Source organism: Actinoplanes sp. NPDC049316, assembly GCF_040677315.1.
Classification (GTDB): Bacteria; Actinomycetota; Actinomycetes; order Mycobacteriales; family Micromonosporaceae; genus Actinoplanes.
The window spans coordinates 21,885-39,273 of the sequence record NZ_JBFAQM010000045.1; the positions used below are offsets into that span (position 1 = coordinate 21,885).

At 73.6% G+C, this 17,389-nt stretch carries 19 protein-coding genes; 8 read left to right on the top strand and 11 right to left on the bottom strand.

Annotation, left to right across the window (positions count from 1 at the left end):
* The first annotated feature begins 78 nt into the window (after nucleotides 1–78).
* Nucleotides 79–438 carry a DUF6223 family protein gene (locus tag AB0K03_RS38695; protein ID WP_364696317.1) on the top strand — a complete coding sequence of 120 codons (360 nt, stop codon included), beginning with the start codon at nucleotides 79–81 and terminating at the stop codon, nucleotides 436–438.
* A 10-nt stretch (nucleotides 439–448) separates the two neighbouring features.
* On the opposite strand, the gene AB0K03_RS38700 is transcribed toward AB0K03_RS38695, so the two are convergent.
* Nucleotides 449–1,084, bottom strand: coding sequence for a 4'-phosphopantetheinyl transferase superfamily protein (locus AB0K03_RS38700; RefSeq protein ID WP_364696320.1), 636 nt, complete (start codon nucleotides 1,082–1,084; stop codon nucleotides 449–451).
* A gap of 106 nt (nucleotides 1,085–1,190) precedes the next feature.
* On the opposite strand from AB0K03_RS38700, the gene AB0K03_RS38705 reads away from it, so the two are divergent.
* The 3 genes from AB0K03_RS38705 to AB0K03_RS38715 are packed head-to-tail and all read left to right on the top strand — an operon-like array spanning nucleotide 1,191 to nucleotide 2,945.
* Nucleotides 1,191–2,108: a hypothetical protein gene (locus AB0K03_RS38705; RefSeq protein ID WP_364696323.1), complete on the top strand. Its 918-nt coding sequence runs from the start codon at nucleotides 1,191–1,193 to the stop codon at nucleotides 2,106–2,108.
* Entirely contained in the window at nucleotides 2,105–2,500 is a 396-nt protein-coding gene (locus AB0K03_RS38710; RefSeq protein WP_364696326.1) for a GNAT family N-acetyltransferase, read from the top strand. The genes AB0K03_RS38705 and AB0K03_RS38710 overlap by 4 nt, the downstream gene beginning before the upstream one ends.
* A gap of 10 nt (nucleotides 2,501–2,510) precedes the next feature.
* Nucleotides 2,511–2,945, top strand: coding sequence for a nitroreductase family deazaflavin-dependent oxidoreductase (locus tag AB0K03_RS38715; RefSeq protein ID WP_364696329.1), 435 nt, complete (start codon nucleotides 2,511–2,513; stop codon nucleotides 2,943–2,945).
* 194 nt (nucleotides 2,946–3,139) lie between these two features.
* Here AB0K03_RS38715 and AB0K03_RS38720 read toward each other — a convergent pair whose 3' ends face one another.
* From AB0K03_RS38720 to AB0K03_RS38735, 4 genes are read right to left on the bottom strand one after another with little or no spacing between them, the layout of a single operon-like run.
* Complete coding sequence (locus AB0K03_RS38720) at nucleotides 3,140–3,946, bottom strand: ABC transporter ATP-binding protein (protein ID WP_364696332.1); 807 nt, start codon at nucleotides 3,944–3,946, stop codon at nucleotides 3,140–3,142.
* A complete protein-coding gene (locus tag AB0K03_RS38725; RefSeq protein ID WP_364696335.1) occupies nucleotides 3,946–4,977 on the bottom strand; it encodes an iron chelate uptake ABC transporter family permease subunit in 1,032 nt (343 codons plus the stop codon). Before AB0K03_RS38725 ends, AB0K03_RS38720 begins: the two co-directional genes overlap by 1 nt.
* Nucleotides 4,974–6,008, bottom strand: coding sequence for an iron chelate uptake ABC transporter family permease subunit (locus AB0K03_RS38730; RefSeq protein WP_364696403.1), 1,035 nt, complete (start codon nucleotides 6,006–6,008; stop codon nucleotides 4,974–4,976). The genes AB0K03_RS38725 and AB0K03_RS38730 overlap by 4 nt, the downstream gene beginning before the upstream one ends.
* Nucleotides 6,009–6,061: 53 nt before the next feature.
* Nucleotides 6,062–7,075: an ABC transporter substrate-binding protein gene (locus tag AB0K03_RS38735; RefSeq protein ID WP_364696338.1), complete on the bottom strand. Its 1,014-nt coding sequence runs from the start codon at nucleotides 7,073–7,075 to the stop codon at nucleotides 6,062–6,064.
* A gap of 153 nt (nucleotides 7,076–7,228) precedes the next feature.
* Here AB0K03_RS38735 and AB0K03_RS38740 point away from each other — a divergent pair, with 153 nt between their 5' ends.
* A complete protein-coding gene (locus AB0K03_RS38740) occupies nucleotides 7,229–8,374 on the top strand; it encodes a DUF5925 domain-containing protein (RefSeq protein WP_364696341.1) in 1,146 nt (381 codons plus the stop codon).
* Nucleotides 8,375–8,391: 17 nt separating this feature from the next.
* Here the strand turns inward: AB0K03_RS38740 and AB0K03_RS38745 are convergent, their stop codons facing one another.
* Nucleotides 8,392–8,742, bottom strand: a complete 351-nt coding sequence (locus AB0K03_RS38745; RefSeq protein WP_364696344.1) for a hypothetical protein — start codon at nucleotides 8,740–8,742, stop codon at nucleotides 8,392–8,394.
* A 4-nt stretch (nucleotides 8,743–8,746) separates the two neighbouring features.
* Here AB0K03_RS38745 and AB0K03_RS38750 point away from each other — a divergent pair, with 4 nt between their 5' ends.
* Complete coding sequence (locus AB0K03_RS38750) at nucleotides 8,747–8,986, top strand: hypothetical protein (RefSeq protein ID WP_364696347.1); 240 nt, start codon at nucleotides 8,747–8,749, stop codon at nucleotides 8,984–8,986.
* On the opposite strand, the gene AB0K03_RS38755 is transcribed toward AB0K03_RS38750, so the two are convergent.
* The 4 genes from AB0K03_RS38755 to AB0K03_RS38770 form a co-directional block, all read right to left on the bottom strand.
* Nucleotides 8,983–10,197 (bottom strand): adenylosuccinate synthetase, encoded by a 1,215-nt coding sequence (locus AB0K03_RS38755; protein WP_364696350.1) that lies wholly within the window; start codon nucleotides 10,195–10,197, stop codon nucleotides 8,983–8,985. The genes AB0K03_RS38750 and AB0K03_RS38755 overlap by 4 nt on opposite strands.
* Nucleotides 10,194–11,156: a hypothetical protein gene (locus tag AB0K03_RS38760; RefSeq protein ID WP_364696353.1), complete on the bottom strand. Its 963-nt coding sequence runs from the start codon at nucleotides 11,154–11,156 to the stop codon at nucleotides 10,194–10,196. The genes AB0K03_RS38755 and AB0K03_RS38760 overlap by 4 nt, the downstream gene beginning before the upstream one ends.
* Before the next feature lie 73 nt (nucleotides 11,157–11,229).
* On the bottom strand, nucleotides 11,230–12,204 hold the full coding sequence (locus tag AB0K03_RS38765) for a molecular chaperone DnaJ (protein ID WP_364696356.1): 975 nt from the start codon (nucleotides 12,202–12,204) through the stop codon (nucleotides 11,230–11,232).
* Between the two features lie 86 nt (nucleotides 12,205–12,290).
* Nucleotides 12,291–13,064, bottom strand: coding sequence for an NUDIX domain-containing protein (locus tag AB0K03_RS38770; protein ID WP_364696359.1), 774 nt, complete (start codon nucleotides 13,062–13,064; stop codon nucleotides 12,291–12,293).
* Between the two features lie 136 nt (nucleotides 13,065–13,200).
* Here AB0K03_RS38770 and AB0K03_RS38775 point away from each other — a divergent pair, with 136 nt between their 5' ends.
* Nucleotides 13,201–14,379 (top strand): glycosyl hydrolase, encoded by a 1,179-nt coding sequence (locus tag AB0K03_RS38775; protein ID WP_364696362.1) that lies wholly within the window; start codon nucleotides 13,201–13,203, stop codon nucleotides 14,377–14,379.
* Between the two features lie 148 nt (nucleotides 14,380–14,527).
* Complete coding sequence (locus tag AB0K03_RS38780; protein ID WP_364696365.1) at nucleotides 14,528–16,273, top strand: IPT/TIG domain-containing protein; 1,746 nt, start codon at nucleotides 14,528–14,530, stop codon at nucleotides 16,271–16,273.
* Nucleotides 16,274–16,617: 344 nt separating this feature from the next.
* Here the strand turns inward: AB0K03_RS38780 and AB0K03_RS38785 are convergent, their stop codons facing one another.
* Nucleotides 16,618–17,331 carry a hypothetical protein gene (locus AB0K03_RS38785; protein ID WP_364696368.1) on the bottom strand — a complete coding sequence of 238 codons (714 nt, stop codon included), beginning with the start codon at nucleotides 17,329–17,331 and terminating at the stop codon, nucleotides 16,618–16,620.
* Nucleotides 17,332–17,389 lie beyond the last annotated feature (58 nt).

The following is a 17,389-nucleotide window of genomic DNA, read 5'->3' on the forward strand; positions in this document are numbered from 1 at the left end:
CGCTGTCGCCCACCGGCGGGCGACGGGCCGGTTCCGGGACGCGACGATCGACGGCATCGTCAGAGAAGGAGGGCTCCCATGTCGTACGAACTCGGCGAAGGGCGGCTCGTGCCCAGCATCGCCGCCCTGATCGCCCTCGCCGGTGTGGTGGCCGCGGGATGGGCACTGGCCCGCGCGGGGCGGACCGATCGCACCACGAACGCCACCGCCGCGGAGAAGGCCGCAGTCGCGGCGGCTGCGGCGGGGATCGTCAGCGCCGTCGTCGGCGGCCTGCACGCCGCGAACGCCGCCGGCGGCCTGGGCACGGGCAACGGCCTGGCCGGGGCGGTGGTCGCCCTGGTCCTGGGAGTGATCGCGACGGTCCTCGCCGGCGTCGCGCTCATGAGAAGCCGAACCCGGGGCCGCAGAACCGAGAAGCAAGGCCGAGCCCTGAGCTGAGGGGCCGAGGTCAGGAAAGGACGATCGCCGTCAGCACAAGCCCGTCGACGACCAGGAACCGCCCCGCCAGCGAGGAGAACGGACCATCCCGCAGCACCCGCGCCGAGAACCCCGCACCGTGAGGATCGAAGGTCACCTCGGCTTCCTCGAACCCCAGCCACTCTCCCGTACGCGGAAACCACACCTTGTAGATCGACTCCTTCGCGCTGAACAGCAACCGTTCCCAGAAGACGTCCGGGTGCTGCTGCGCGAGTTCCGCGAGGTGCTCCCGTTCGGCGGGCAGCGACACCAGGTCGAGGACGCCGCCGGGCAGCGGTCCGTGCGTCTCGGCGTCGATGCCGACGCCGGTGACGTCGCGGGCGCGCGCGACCGCCGCCGCCCGGTAGCCCGCGCAATGCGTGAGGCTGCCGACGATCCCGGACGGCCAGATCGGCGCGCCGCGGTCGCCGCGCAGGATCGGCGCCGGGGGGACGTCGAGTGTCGCGAGGGCTTGGCGGGCGCAGTGGCGTACGGTCGTGAACTCGTTGCGGCGCTTGGGGGCCGCGGTGGCCACCAGCGCCGCCTCCTCCGGGAACAGGGTGGCCGTGGGCGGGTCGTCGAGGGCGTACGCCGAACGGACGGTCGCCGGCAGGATGCGCGCGATCATGCCGCGACGGGCGGAAGGAAGGCGTCGTCGACCGCGGCCGGCTGGTCCACGCCATCGGAGACGATCGAGGGCATGGCCGGAACCCTACCGGGCGGATACTGATCGGGTGGGACCCGAGATCCGGCGCATGATCGCCGCGTTGCCGTCGTCGCCGGGCGTCTACCGGTTCCGGGACGAGCGGGGCCGGGTGCTCTACATCGGCCGGGCGACCGGGCTGCGCTCGCGGGTGGCCTCGTACTGGGGCGGCCTCGGCGATCGGCGGCACCTGGCCCGGATGGTGCCGCGGGTGACCCGGATCGAGGCGCTGAGCTGCGATTCGGTGCACGAGGCGGCCTGGCTGGAGCGGAACCTGCTCGAGGAGTCGCTGCCGCGGTGGAACAGGACGCGTGGCGGCCAGGAGGTTCCGGCGTACCTGGTGGTGGATGCCCGGCCGGCCACCGCGGGGGTGCGGGCCGTCCACGAGCCGGTGGCCGCGACGCCGGGCGTGACCCTCTTCGGTCCGTACCTGGGCGGGGTGCGGGCGCGGACGGCGGTGCAGGCGCTGCACCGCGTGCAGCCCTTGGCGTACACGAGGACGGGACTGACCGGCGCGGAGCGTGACCTCGCCGCACGCCGCGGGGTCGCGCCGGCCGATCGCGAGGATCTCGCCGCGACCGTCGCGTCGGTCCTGCACCGCGAGGCCGGCGCGGTCGCGGCGGCCCGGGCATTCCTGGAAGGGGTACGCGACAGAGCGGCCGCAGCGCTCGCGTTCGAGCTGGCGGCCCGCGTGCAGGACGAGGTGCGGGCGCTGGAGTGGGTGACCGCGCCGCAGCAGGTCACGACCCGCGAGGCGGTGGCCCTCACGGTCGAGGGCTGGTCGGACGGGCTCCTGGTCTCGTGCACGGTGCGCGACGGCCGGCTGCGGACGTGGACGCAGCGCCGCACGAGCCGCCCGGCCGAGCCGGCGCCACCGGGCTGGGCGGCGTTCGCCGTGCGCAACGCCACCCTCGCCGCGGCGCTGGCGCGCTCTACGCTTCAGGCGTGACGATCGCGTACGGGTGGCGGGCCGGATTCGTCAACGCCGAGCTCGACGCGTTGCACGCCGAGGGTTTCGGCACCGGGCCGCTGGGCACCGACTGGGAGGCCCGGGTACGCCGGCACAGCCTGGGCTGGGTCTGCGCGTACGACGGGGACCGGCTGGCCGGCTTCGTCAACGTGCCGTGGGACGGCGGCGAGCACGCGTTCGTCGTCGACACGGTCGTGGCCGCGGACGTGCGCGGCGCCGGGGTCGGCACGGCCCTGGTCGCCGCCGCCGCCGACGGGGCCCGCCGGGCCGGGTGCCGCTGGCTGCACGTGGATTTCCTGCCGGAGCTGTCGTCGTTCTACCTGCGGGCGTGCGGTTTCCGGCCGACCGCCGCCGGACTACTAGCACTGTGAAGGGATCACCATGCCACTGACCGGCGAGTACGCTCCCAGCCCCTCCGACTGGGCGCGCGAGCAGGCGGAGAAGTTCGAGGCCAGCCGCGGCGCCGAGGCGAACACCCTGCAAGGCGTGCCGATCATCCTGCTCACCACGCTGGGCGCGAAGAGCGGCAAGCTGCGCAAGACCCCGCTCATGCGGGTCGAGCACGACGGCGAGTACGCGGTCGTCGCCTCCAAGGGCGGCGCGCCGACCCACCCGGTCTGGTACCACAACATCGTCAAGAACCCGCACGTCGAGCTGCAGGACGGCGCCGAGAGGCACGACTACGCGGCGCGGGAGGTCTCCGGCGAGGAGCGGGACACCTGGTGGCGGCGCGCCTGCGAGGTGTGGCCGGCGTACGCGGACTACCAGACCAAGACCGACCGCCTGATCCCGGTCTTCGTCCTCACCCGCATGTGATCCCGGCGCGCCCGGCCCGGCGCAGGCAGCGGCCCGAGCGGCGACCGCCGGCGGGTCAGCCGCCCGGGCCCCGGCAGCGGGCGTCAGCAGGTCAGGCGGGCGGGCCCGGGCAGCGGGGCGTCAGCGGGTCAGGCGGGCGGGCCCGGGCAGCGGGGCGTCAGCAGGTCAGGCGGGCGGGCCCGGGCAGCGGGACGTCAGCGGGTCAGGCGGGCGGCCCGGGCCGAGCGGGCGGCCGGCACCACCAGCGGGGTGCCGGTCTGCGGGTCCGGGATGACCTCGCAGGGCAGCCCGTACACGTCGTGCACCAGGTCCGCGGTGATGATCGTGCCCGGGTCGCCGGCCGCGACCACCCGCCCGTCCTTCATGGCGATGAGGTGGGTGGCGTAGCGGCAGGCGTGGTTGAGGTCGTGCAGCACGGCGACCAGCGTGCGGCCCTGCTCGTTGAGGTCGGCGCAGAGGTCCAGCAGGTCGATCTGGTACGCGATGTCGAGGTACGTCGTCGGCTCGTCGAGCAGCAGCAGGCCGGTCTGCTGGGCGAGCACCATCGCCATCCAGACCCGTTGCCGCTGCCCGCCGGAGAGCTCGTCGACCGCCCGGTCCGCGAGCGCCGTCACGCCCGTGGCGTCCATCGCCGCCGCGACCTGGTTCTCGTCCTCCGGGGTCCACTGTCGCAGGAGTCTCTGGTGCGGGTAGCGGCCGCGGGCGACCAGGTCGGCCACCGAGATGCCCTCCGGCGCGGTGGCCGTCTGCGGGAGCAGGCCGAGGCGGCGGGCCACCTCCTTGGCGCGGTAGGAGCCGATCTCCCTGCCGTCCAGCACCACCGCGCCCTGTTTCGGGGTGAGCAGGCCGGCGAGGGCGCGCAGCAGCGTGGACTTGCCGCAGGCGTTGGGGCCCACGATGACGGTGAACGAGCCGTCGGGGATGCTCACGTCGAGCCCGGCGGCGACCACCCGGTTGTCGTACGCGAGGGTCAGCTCCGAGCCGGACAGCCGTGACGTCATCAGCTTCCCTTCCGCCATTGCACGCTGAGCAGCCAGGCCAGGTACACCCCGCCGACCGCGCCGGTGACCACGCCGACGGGCAGCTGGGCCGGGGCCAGGAGCCGCTGCGCGACGAAGTCGCTGAGCACCATGATCAGGGCGCCGGTGACCGCGGCCGGCACGAGGGGCGGCGCCGCCGAGCCGGTGAGGCGCCGGGCGATCTGCGGCGCGGCCAGGGCCACGAACGCCACCGGGCCGCTCGTCGCCGTCGCCACCGCGCAGATCGCCACCGCCAGCAGGACGAGGATCAGGCGGGAGCGGTGCACGCGTACGCCCAGCGAGCGCGCCGGCTCGTCGCCCATCTCCAGCATCCGCAGCCGCCGGCCCAGCAGGAGCAGCGGCGGGGTCAGCACGAGCAGCGCCAGGGCGAGCAGGCGCACGTACTCCCAGGTGCGGCCGTTGAGCGTGCCGACGAGCCACACCGCGGCGGCCTGGGCGGCGTCGAGGCGGGCGCGGCCGATGAGGTAGCTGTTGAGCGCGACGAGCATCGCGCTGATGCCGATGCCGACGAGCACGACGCGCCGGATCGCGCCACCGCCGACGGCCGCGAGGGCGTACACGATCAGGGCGGTGAGGATGCCGCCGATGACCGCGCCGACGGCCGCGCCGCCGGGGCCGGTGCCGCCGACCAGGAGCGCGAGGACGGCGCCGGAGGCCGCGCCGGTGGTGAAGCCGACGATGTCCGGACTGCCCAGCGGATTGCGCGACAGGCTCTGGAAGACCGCGCCGGACAGGCCGAAGGCGGCGCCGGTGAGCACGGCCAGGGTGACGCGCGGCAGCCGCAGGTCGAGCAGGATGAAGCGGTCCGCACGGCGGCCGCCGCCCTGGAGGATCTCGGCGATGCCGGCGAGCGGCAGGCGTACGCCCACCGCCACGACCGTCCACACCACGACGGCGGCCGCGGCGACGGCCAGCAGCGCCGTCACCGCGAGCGTGCGCAGGTCGAGGCGCAGGGCGACACCCGGCGCGCGCAGGGTCAGCCGTCTGCTCACAGCGGCACGATCCGGCGACGGAGGATGACGGCGAGGAAGACCGGCGCGCCGATGAACGCCGTCACCAGGCCCGCCTGTAGCTCTCCCGGGCGCATGAGCACCCGCCCGGCGATGTCGGCGGCCAGCAGCAGCGTCGGCGCGAGCACCAGCGCGTACGGCAGCAGCCACCGCTGATCGGGCCCGACGAGCGTACGGGCGATGTGCGGCACGGCGAGCCCGACGAACGCGATGGGCCCGACCGCGGCGGTGGCCGCCCCGCAGAGCAGGACGACGGCCACGGCCGACAGCACCCGCGTGCGGGCGAGGCCGGCGCCGAGGGCCCGGGCGGTGTCCTCGCCGAGCGCGATGACGTTCAGCGACGGCCCGAGGGCGAGGGTGATCAGCGTGCCGGCGGCGATGAACGGCAGGACCCCGTACAGGACGGAGAGGTCGCGGCCGGCGAGCGCGCCCACCTGCCAGAGCCGGTAGCGGTCGAAGGTCGTGACGTCGAGCAGCGAGACCGCGTTGACGACCGCGAGCAGGGCCGCACCGATCGCCGCGCCGGCCAGCGCGAGGCGTTCCGGGGAGGCACCGGAGCGGCCGCGGGTGCCGAGCAGGTAGACGACGGCGAACGCACCCGCCGCGCCGGCGAACGCGAACCAGATGTAGCCGGTGAGCGAGGCCACACCGAGGACGCGGATCGCGAGCACGACGGCCGCCGCGGCGCCGGCGTTGATGCCGAGGATGCCGGGGTCGGCGAGCGGGTTGCGGGTCAGCGCCTGCATGAGCGCGCCGGCGAGGCCGAGCGCGACCCCGGCGGCCAGGCCGATGAGGGTGCGCGGGAGGCGCAGGTCGAGGACGATGCGGACGTCCTCGGCGCGGCCCGGGAGGCTCGGGCGCCCGTCCAGCGCGTCCCAGACGGTGCCGAGCGGGATCGCCTTGGTGCCGACCGCGATGCTGAGCGCGGCGACGGCCGCCAGCACCGCGACCGCGGCGACGAGGCCGAGGCCGCGCGTGGTGAGCCCGCCCCGGGCGCGCACGCGCGCCGGCAGGGCGGGGTATCCGGCGCGTTCGGCGGCCGCGTGGTCCCGCTCGGCCACCGCGGTCACGCCAGGGCGTCCTTGACCATCGGGACGAACTTCTCCAGCGTGTACGGCGTGCTCAGCACCGAGTTGGTGGAGAACGCGTTGACCAGGTCGGCGTCGTCGATGACGAGCAGCCGCCCCGCCTTGGCCGACGGGATGCTGTTCAGCACGGCGTCCTTCTTCAGCTCCGCGCCCGCGCCGATGCCGAAGATCACGGTGAGGTCCGCGTCGAGCAGGCCGACGCGCTCCTTGGAGACCTCGGCGTAGAAGTTGGCCGGCTTGAGGTCCTCGATCTTCTGGGAATTCTTGAAGCCGAGCGCCTCCATGAACTGCACCCGGCCGTCCCCGCGGGTGTACGCGCCGTACTGCCCGTTGAACGCGGCCGCGACCACCACGCTCTTGCCGGCGAACCCGGGGTTGGCCGCCTTCGCGTCGGCGAGGGCCTTGTCGTTGGCGGCGACCAGCGCCTCGCCCTCGGACTTCCGGCCGAGCGCCTCGGCGATCGTGAGCGTCTGGTCCTTGAGCGTGGTGCCGTACGGCTGGGTGCCCGCGGGACCGCTGAGCGTGGGCGCCAGCTTCTCCAGCTGCTCCCAGGTGGTCTTGACGTTGTCGCTCTTGGTGAACGTGACGAGGTCGGGGCGCAGCGTGGCGACCTGCTCGAAGTTGATCTCGGGTCCCTTGAGGACGGTGGGCTTGGCACCGCCGAGCCTGTCCTGCGCCCACGGGCCGACGCCGACCGGCCAGGCCTGGAACCAGTCGAGGATGCCGGTGGGGATGACGCCGAGCGCGAGCAGCACGTCGGCATCCGCCCAGCCGAGCGAGACGACGGTCTTGGGCGCCTGCTCGACGGTCGTGGTGCCGAACTGGTGGGTCACCGCGGCGGGGAAGGATCCGCCGCCGGCCGGCGCGGACGAGCCGCCGGCCGCGGGGGTGTCGGCGTCGCTGTCACCGCACGCGGCGAGCAGCCCGGCAGCTGCGACGCCCGCTGCGCCGAAGAGCAGACCACGGCGCGAGATGAGCGGGTGGGTCGCCATGTCGGGGCCTCCTGGGTCAATCGGTTAGGTAAACCTCACCTTACCTGTGATCGTTGATCTTGAAAAATGCAGCCTCGCAGGCCAGGGTCCCGTTCGGGCCAACCTGGCCGAAAACGGGATGACCGCGGACCCCGGCGAGCCGATCATGGAGGGATGCGCACCCCCCACCAGTCCGTCGACCGGCTCGGCAGCCGCCCTGTGGAGCCGGCGGCCGTCCCGCCCACCCACAACCCGCTGCCGCTGGCCGGATCCGTCGACGACGGCGACCGGCTGGTGGACGTGGTCGACCTGCTCGCCCTGGACGCCTTCGTCACGGGCCGGGAGCCGTTCGGCCGCACGAGCTACCTCGAGAACGTCCGCGCCGACGCGCCGCTCACCACCGACGACGCCCGGGTCGTGCGCGACGCCCTCGAGGAGGACAGCCACGGCCGCCTGTCCACCGGCGACGGCTGGACGCTGCACGTCACCCGCTGGAAGCAGAGCCGCCGCGCCCGCGTCACGGTCACCGCGGTCAGCGCCGAGCTGGCCGAGTCCGTGCTCGCCACGGCCACCGCCGGCGCCGTCGAGGAGCCGGAGCCCGCCGCGGACAGCGTGCCGATCGGCTTCTGGCACTTCGGCCCGCACGGCCCCCGCCGCGTCCAGCGCGAGATCGACGCGGCGCCGTGGGAGAACATCCGGGCTAACTACGCCGCTCCGGTCGCCCGTACGCTCGAGCAGCTGATGACCCTCGACGGCAGCGCGGTCAACGGCCGCCTGCTGCTCCTGCACGGCGAGCCGGGCACCGGCAAGACCACCGCGCTGCGGGCGCTGGCCCAGCAGTGGCGCGGATGGTGCCAGGTGGACTGCGTGCTGGACCCCGAGCGGATGTTCGGCGACCCGGCGTACCTGATGAGCGTGGCGCTGGGCGGTGGCGACGACGACGAGCCGCGCTGGCGGCTGCTCATGCTCGAGGACTGCGACGAGCTGATCAGCGGCGAGGCGAAGGCGAGCGCGGGACAGTCGCTGTCGCGGCTGCTCAACCTCACCGACGGCCTGCTCGGCCAGGGTCGCAACGCGTTGATCGCCATCACCACCAACGAGGACCTGGCGTCGCTGCACCCCGCGGTGGTGCGGCCCGGGCGGTGCCTGGCCAGCATCGAGGTCGGGCGGCTGCCGCACGCGGAGGCCACCGCCTGGCTGGGCACGCCGCAGGGCATCGGCCCCGACGGAGCGACCCTCGCCGAGCTGTACGCCCTCAGGACGGGCGCCCAGCCGGTGACCGTCCCGGCGACCGACCCGCCGACGGGCATGTACCTCTAGCGGCGAGCTGAACCGGTTCAGATCACCTCGCTCGCCTCCCGCGTGCGCCCGGCCGACGAATGCCGGCCGGGATGACCGACGAACAGGGTGCAGTCGCCGTCGTCCCGGCTCGGCACGGCCGGCTCGCGGGCCGGGCACCACGTGTACGGGTTGATCTCCGAGGCGCTCAGCGTCCACTGGATCCACCACATGGTCTCGCCCACCTGCTGGCCGAGGGCCGCGTGCGAGCCCTCGTGGCCCTGTTCCAGCTCACAGCGCAGCTCGGACTGCAGGCTCGGCGCCTCCGCCGGAAGGCTCCCGAAGAAGGCGATCTGGGCGGCGTCCAGCGTGATCCGGGCGGGACAGATCACCGGCTTCTCATCATCCATCGACATGCCTGCATGCGTTTCCACCCGGGGCGGTTCCTACACGTCTCCACTGAACCGGTTCTTCCACCATCCGCGCTGCGGCACCGTCTGGGTGCACGGACCCGCGGCCCGGGTGCCCGTCACCGGGGACGAGCCGCGGACGGCGTACGGCGACTACGGCACCGGCAAGGCGGCGATCGAGGAACTGCCGCGCCGCGAGACGCCGGCCGGCGGCGTGCCCTCGGTCGGCGGGGCCACTCTCTAGCCGACCGAGGCGGCCACCGTGCGCTTGTCCGCGCGGTCGGGTCCCCACGACTCCAGCCGTACCGGCGCGCCCAGCAGGTCGCCGATCTCGCCGGCCCAGTCCACCGGGCGGTGCAGCCGCCGCGGACGTGCGAGCCGCAGGGTCTCGGTGAGCCGGGCCTGGTGGTCCAGGTCGCGCGACGGCCCCGGCTCGATACGGTCCCATTCCACCCCGCCGACCTCGTACGACGTGCAGATGCGCAACTGCGGGCAGCGGGCCGGGGCGTCGAGGTGGGTGACCGCGAGCGCGTCCACGCCGCCGGCCACCTCGGCCGCGTACCGGTGGGCGACCGCGTCGAAGTGCCCCACCCGGAACGCGCCCTGCCACTCCCCCGTGCCGTTGTGCCGCTCGGGCAGGTCGAGGGGCGCCTCCGTGACGAACGGGCCGGCGCCGTGCCGGGTCGTGTACGTGCGGACCACCCCGAGCCGCTCGAACGAGTCGCACAGCGCCGCCACGTTGTCGAACGTCGTCGTGGACCAGGTCGTGTACGGGTGCCAGCCCCGCCACTCGTCCAGCAGCACGCCCTGCGCCCCCTCGAAGACGCACGGACCCCGGCCCAGCAACCGGTCCGCGTACGACGAGTCCACGATGGACACGGTGGCGCCGAACGCGGTGAAGGCGTCGGCCACGTCGTCCAGCGGTGGCGCGTCGAGCTCCCCGTAGGTTGCCGTCAGCCGGTCGCGCACCGCGGCGAGACGGCGGCGCAGGCGGGCGGGCGAGAGCACGTCGGCCACCCGCGGGGCGTCGGCGTGGCTCAGTGCGTACGCCATGGTCTGCCCGATGCCCATCCCGCACGAACCGTGCCGCGCCCCGCCGCGCCGGCGCTCGGCGGCCCGGTTCGCGGCCCGGTGCCAGGGCGTGGCGAGCAGTGCCGCGCCGTCGACGGTGAGCAGGTGGAACGGGTTGCCCAGCGACGCCGCCTCGGCGGCCAGCGCGAGCGGGTCGACCACGACGAACCGGGAGAGGTGGGTGGGCACCCCGTGGAAGGTGCCCGACCCGAACTGCGCGAACGTGTGGTGCCGGCCGCCGGCGACGACGTTGTGCGCGGCCTGCGCTCCCCCGTTGAACCGGATCACCGCGGCGATTCGGTTCGAAGCGCAGATCGCGTCCACCACCGTGCCCTTGCCGGCGTCGCCGTAGCCGAGGTCGGCGACCGCGAGGTGCCCGTTCACAGCCGCTCGTTCCCCGACCCGGCCGTTCCGGTGTCCACAGCGGACCGGACCACCGCGCCGCGGCCCGACCCGATCGGCGCGAGCGCCCGGCCGACCGAGGCGCCGGCGGCCGAACCGACCTCGACCAGGTCGGCCAGTCCCGCGTCGAGGTCGATCGCGTCCTCGCCGAGCCCGACGGTCAGCGCGATCGTCTCGCACACCGCGTCCAGGTCGTCCAGCTCGATGACCTGCTGGCCGAGCAGCCGCTTCCAGTGCGCCAGGATCTGTGCGTCCCCGCCCCAGCCGGCCGCGGTGGGCACGATGAAGTACACGTCGAACGTGCGCTGCAACTCGGCGATCATCCGCTCGACGGGAATCGGCTCGCGCAGGTCGTCGCCGATGAACTTATTGACCTCCTTCGGCTTGACCGTCGCGTACGGCATCTCGTCGCCGATCAGGAACAGGTAGCCGCGCCGGCCGCGCTTGGCGATGCTGTCCAGGCTGGTGTGCCGGGCCATGAAGTACATCGCCAGCTCGTACGACTCGGTGCGCTGCCCGCCACCGCCGCCCTCGAGGACGATCCGGGCCAGGTCCTCGTCCATCCGGTTGTCCGACTCGAACTGTCCCACCTGCAGAGGCACCCGGTCGCAGGTGGCGTCGCCGACCGCGCCGAACATGATGTGCGGGTCGGTCGCGTATCCCTTGCGGGTCAGCAGGCCCAGCAGCTGCGGCAGCTTCGTCTGCAGGGTCCGCGGGACGGTGCCCATCGAGCCGGTCACGTCGAACAGGACGGCGATCGGCGTGCTGCAGGGGTGTTCGTCGCTGTCGCGGCTCTCCCGCGCGCCGACCCCCTGCGGGTCCAGCGCGGGGTGGGCCTTGCGGGCGCCGCTGTCGCTGTAGGCGAAGGCGCTCGTGCCGGTCGCGGCGCGGTAGGAGGCCGCAGCCGAGTAGACGTCGGTGGACCAGCGTCCGCTTCCCATGATGATCTCCTCTCAGCGGCCGGCGAACACGCCGGCGCGTCTCATCGGCCGGCGGTGACGCCGGCCGGCTTCCTCAGCGGGCCGGTAGCGCGAAGGGGCGGAACCGGCGGGGGCCGTACAGGTCTTCCAGGAGCTCGTCGAACTCGGCGAGCAGCTGCCACGCGTCCTGCGGGCGCATCCGCGGCGCGTCGTAGCGGCAGCCCGCGGCGAAGCGCCGCATCCGCGCGGGCGGGTTCTCGATCAGGCGCAGCATCAGGCCGGTCGCCATGAAGATGTCGGTGGCCGCGGTGGCCGGCCGCTTGCCGGGCACCTCCGGCGGGTACGCGGCGCGGTGCCGCGCGACCACGGCCGGCACGGTGCCGCCCGGCGCCACGCTGTAGCACCAGTCCACGAGGACGAGGCCGTGCTCGCCCGGGTGGATCAGCACGTGCTCCGGCAGCACCGCGCCGTGCACCACGCCCGCGCGGTGCGCCCAGCCCAGGCCGGTGAGCAGCCGCCGCCACATCCACGCCACGTCGCGCGGGTCGAGGCGGTGCTCCAGGCCGGTCAGCGGGACGAACCCGGCCTGGCGCTCCAGGATCGCCGCTGTGCGCCGGCAGCCGCGGTCGTCCTCGTGGGTGAAGGACTCGATCAGGCGGGGGGCGTAGGCCCGGTGCCGCGGGTCCCCGTCGCGCCACAGCGTGGTCAGGGCGCTGATCTCGGCGCGCATCAGGTCGTTGTCGCCGGGCTGCCGTGGCAGCTTCAGCAGCGCGTCGTCGCCGGCCTCCCACAGCTCGGCGATGTCGCCGCTCGCCACCCGATCGCCCAGGCGGTAGGTCGCGCGCCGGGTGGTCAGCGTGCGGTTCTGCGCCCGCGCCCACAGCGCGGACAGCTTCGCGGCGGCCTGCGTCGCGGTCGCCCGCCGTGCCGCCGGCACGACATCCGGGTGCACGATCTTCACAAGCATCCGGTACGCGTGACCCGGGCCGCCAACCGCAAATTCCCCGTTCAGCAGATCAGGAAAGGCGTCGGCGCGCGCGATCGCCGCAACAGCGTCCTCGAAGGACATCGCTGAGCCTGCCGGGTGTGTCCTCCTGGCCCTCGCCGTCACGGCCGTTCCCCTCCCACTGAAGCGATGCTCGGTGCAGTCGGACATCACCGGATCCCGTCCTCTCCGGCCGGACGAAGAAGCGCAGGATGCAGGAGCCGGGCGTCACCGGCGCGATAGAGGCGGGGCTTGGGGCCGCCGCGTTCGCCGGCGCGCGGCGCGGTCTCGCCGGTGCTCTCGACGAAGCCGGGAACGGAGAGCACCTTGCGGTGGAAGTTGCCGGCGTGCAGCTCCTCGCCCCACACCGCGGCGTACACCGCGCGGAGCTCGGCGATGGTGAACTCGGGCCCGACGAACGCGGTGGCCAGCGGCGTGTACTCGAGCTTGGCGCGGGCCCGGTCGAGCCCGTCGGCGAGGATGGCGGCGTGGTCGAACGCGAGCTCGCCCGCCTCGTCGACCGGGACCCAGAACGCGCCCGCGGCGTCCGTGCCGGCCCGGGGGTCCGGGAGGCTGGGCGCGAACGCCAGGTACGCCACGGAGACGACCCGCATGCGGGGGTCGCGGCCGGGGTCGCCGTACGACCGCAGCTGCTCCAGGTGCACCCGGTCGAGCACGCCTTCGCCGGGACGCAGGCCGGTCTCCTCGGCGAGCTCGCGCAGCGCGGCCGCGTCGAGCGTCTCGTCCTGGACGAACCCGCCCGGCAGCGCCCGCCACCCGGCGAACGGGTGGCCGCCGCGCTCGACGAGCAGCACGTGCAGCCGGCCGTCGCGGATGGTCAGGGCGACGATGTCCACGGTCACGGCCACCGCCGGGAAGCCGGCCGGGTCGTAGCCCTCGAGGAACGTCCGCTCGTCCACGCTCGCCTCCCAGGTTGTTCTCATAATTAGTAAAACTCGATCTGAGAACAACCTAGCTTGTTCTCATCCTGAGGTCAACCCCGCCCGCCGATCCGACCACGGGAACCGTACGAAGTTGCCAGAATGGGGCAAAGCGTTCGATGGTTCGGGGGTTCGCGCGATGGCCGAGGGACGACAGCGCGGACGCCGGTCGCTGGCGCTGGCCGGCTTCGCCGCGCTCGTGGTGCTGTCCGGCCTCGGCGTCGGCGTCGCCACCACGGCCCAGGAGGAGACCTCGGTCGAGGCGCCACCTCCCCCGGCCCCGTCCGCCGCCACCTCCGGGACCGCGCCGGGCACCGCATCGCCTCGGGCATCGTCGTCGCCCGCGGTCAGCCGTACCGCCGGAAAAGCGGATCCCCGGTCGGCCCGGCAGCAGATCGCCCTGCGCCGGGCGAACGGGGCCTGGCCGGCGGCGGACGGCCTCTCCGGCGTGAACGGCGACCCCGTCCTGGACACCTCCGCGGTGCAGGCGTTCTGCGCCGCGCGCGGGCGGCCGTGCCGGGTCGCGCAGACCTACACCGACCGCAGTTCATGGGAAACCATGACCAGCGGTACGGGATGGACCTTCGAGCTGTTCTCCGGCTTCGACGGCGTGCTGGTGGTCTCGCAGGGCCTGGTGCCCGACGGCGCGCCCGGGGACCTCGGGGCGTGCGCCGCGGGCGACCACGACGAGCAGTGGCGCGCGTTCGGCAGCCTGATGCGCCGCCACTACCGGGGCGACTCGGTGGTCCGTCTCGGCTGGGAGTTCAACGAGCAGACGTCGTCCTGGCGTGCCGACGACCCGCGGACCTGGATCGCCTGTTACCGGCGGGCAGCGGACAACATCCGGGCCACGAACCCCGACGTACTCCTGGACTGGACGATCAACGCCCACAACACCCCGGCGGGGGTGTGCGGCGGCGTGAGCACCAACTGCTATCCCGGCGACGATTACGTCGACATCGTGGGCATCGACAACTACGACCACTATCCGTGGTCCCCGACGAAGGCCGCCTTCGATCGCACCGCGGCCCGCCCGGAGGGCCTCACCTGGCTGTACGACTTCGCCCGCGCGCACGGCAAGCCCTTCGCGGTCGGCGAGTGGGGCGTGGTGCCCACCGGGGACGCCGGCCGCGAGAACCCCGACTACATCCAGTGGATGCACGACTGGTTCGCGGCGCGCGCTTCCCACCTGGCGTACGAGGCGTACTTCTCCGACTGCGGCGAGGGCGGAGTGCAGTCCAGCTTGTTCCGCACCGACGATGCGTGCCGCAGAAACCCCCGGTCAGCGGCCCGGTACGCGGCTCTGTTCGGCGCTTAGGGTGCAAATCCACTGAACTTTGTCACTCTGCGCAATCCCCCGCATACGTCAAGTTACGCTCCCTGCTGAGACGGCCCGGCACTGGTTCTCACGCGCGGGCCCACCAACCCAACCGACGCGGTCGCTGATGACCGTAGGAGGACCTCGCATGCGCAAGTCCACGTCCACACGATCTCGGCTCGCACGGGCCGGGATCGCCACCGGGGTGATCGCGGCCGCCGTGCTCGCGACCGGGGCCCCGGCGTACGCGGCCGACACCGCCGTCGTGCTCAGCCCGACCACCGGTCCCACCGGTGGCGGCAACACGGTGACCTTCACCGGCACCGGCGTCTTCACCGGCTCCACGGTCTACAGCGGCCGCCTGATCCCGGGCGCCGGCACCTGCGCCGTCGCGCCGGGTACGGCCAACACGACCACCAACGTGACCGTGGCCGTCACGAAGGTCGACAACGACAACGGCAGCTTCGTGGTTCCGAACCTCGCAGTGGGCTCCTGGCGGTTGTGTCTGTTCAACGTGGCCACCACGTCGACCACCGGCACCCTGATCGGCCACTCCAGCAACACCTACACGGTGTCGCTGGCCTCGCCGACCCTCAACCCGTCGGCGGGCCCCGGCGGCACGGCAACCTCCATCACCGCCACCGGATCACCGACCGGCAACACCTTCATCGGCAGCGCCAGCACGGTCGGCGCCGTCTTCTCGCTGACGTCGTGCCCGACGACCTACACGGCGACCGGCAACGTCGTCGCGACCGCCACGAAGACGTCGACCTCCGTGGCGACCATCAGCGCGCCTGCGACCCTGGTCGCGCCGAACACCTACAACGTGTGCCTCTACAACGGCACCGCCGCCACCAGCGCCCTCATCGGTACCAGCACGTACAGCGCGCTGCCGACCGTGACGCTGAGCCCGGCCGTCGGTCCGGACGCGGGCGGCAACACCATCACGGTGTCGTCCACGACCGCGTTCCTCGCCGGCGTGGCGTCGCCGACGGCGGTCTTCTCGCGAGACAACTGCACGCCGTACTACCCGCAGACGGGCTCGCCCATCGCATCCACGACGGTCAACCGGATCACGGACAACAAGGTCGCCATCCTGGTTCCCGTCGGTGTGGCCCTGAACGTCGGTGAGACCACGGCCCCGTACAACACGTGCATCTACACCGGCACCACGGCCTCGGACGCGCTGGTCGCCGTCCCGTCGACGTACACGATCGCACCGGCTCTCACGGTGACGAGCGTCAGCCCGGCCCAGGGGCCGGCGCAGGGCGGCAGCCTCGTGACGATCACCGGCGCCGGCTTCCCGACCGCCGCGGACGCCGTCGTCAGCGCCGCGGTCGGCGGCAGCCCGCTCACCCGGGTCAAGGTGCTGAACGGCACCACGCTCACCGGCTACACCACGGCGCACGCGCCGGGCAGCGCCAACGTCAGCGTCACCACCGCCGCGGGCACCAAGACCGCGTCCGGCACTCCGTACACCTACACCTACGGCATCACGGTCTCGCCGAACACGGCGCCCGCCGGCACCACGCCGTACGTCGACATCCTGGGCGCCGGATTCTCCAGCCTCACCTTCGGCACCACCCCGCAGGACGCCGACACGCACGTGTTCCTCGTCGACGACCGCTACGACCCGGCCGGCGGCAGCGGCACGTGGACCAACCCGCCCGTCACCGAGTGCACGGGCGTCATCGTGATCAGTGACACCGAGATCATCTGCCAGCTCGACCTGGCCAACACGCTGACCGCCGCCGGCGGCAGCAGCACGTCCGACCCGGCGGAGGGAACCTACACCCTCGAACTGGTCACCGACGCCACGCCCGGCGCCACCCTGGCCGCCACCGCCACGTCGATCATCTCGAGCGGTTCGACGTTCACCGTCGCCCCGTACTGATCGGCGGTCCCGCTTCACTTGACGGTCATGACAGCGCAGAGCACGAAACGGTGGCCCGGAGCGTTCCGCTCCGGGCCACCGCCCTGTATCCCCGCGACTACCGCCGCGAGCACGGCGCCGAGCTGCTCGAACCGCTGCCCACCGAGGGCCGCCGCCCGCCCGTGCGGGAGGTGGCGAACCTCTGGGGCACGGTCTGCGCGCCCGGATCGGCCGGCCGGCGAGCGGCGAGGTGGTGGCCTGGGCGGTGCTCACCACGCTGATCGCCGGCGTGTTCGGCGCGGCCTCCATGGAACCGGCCGGCCGCGGATGAGGCGGCCGGCCGATCACCTGCGGTGCGGGCCGGGTCAGGAGAGGGCCGACCACGCCTTGTCGATCTGGGCGACGCTCGCCTTGGCGGAGGGCTTGCCCTTGAGGTCCACGGCGACGGTGTAGACGCTCTTGCTCGCGCTGGTCCGCCAGCAGAGCAGCAGGGACGGGCGGACCCGCGCCGGCAGGTCCGGGCTGACCCGGATCTTCTGGGTGCAGCTCGCGGCGCCGACCTTCTCCCCCTTGTCGGCGGCCAGGCGCAGCTCGCGCTGCCCGGTGAGGTCGAGCCGGGCGGACACCACCTTCATGGTGGACTTGTCGTCCTTCAGCGAACCGATCGTCGCGACTGTGAGCGCGGAGTCCGAGACGGCGCGCGCCGGCGCCGGCAGCGGCCGCCGGATCCGCTGGGCCGTGTTCTTGGCGGCCGCGCCCTTGACCGCCTCGATCTGTTCCTTCGTGGTCTTCGGCTTCGCCGCAGCGGCGGGTGCCGAGGCCGCGGCGTCCGGCGCCGCCGCGGCCGCGGCGGTGGCCTGCGGGGAGGAGGCCGCCCCGGCGGCTGCCGGCGCCCGCCCGTCCGCGGCGGTGCGGTGGGTGCGGGTCTCGGCGGTGACCTGTGAGTTCACCGCGAACGCGGCGACACCCAGCACGGCCAGGCCGCCGACCCCTGCCAAAGCTTGCTTGCGGCGACGGTTGCGGCGCGCGACCCCCGTGTCGGAGACGGTCTGGTTGTCGTCGTGCACTTCGTTGCGCATGCTCTCAAATCCTTTGCGGGTTCTCGACTGGGTCGGCCCCGCGGTCTCGCGGGCGCAG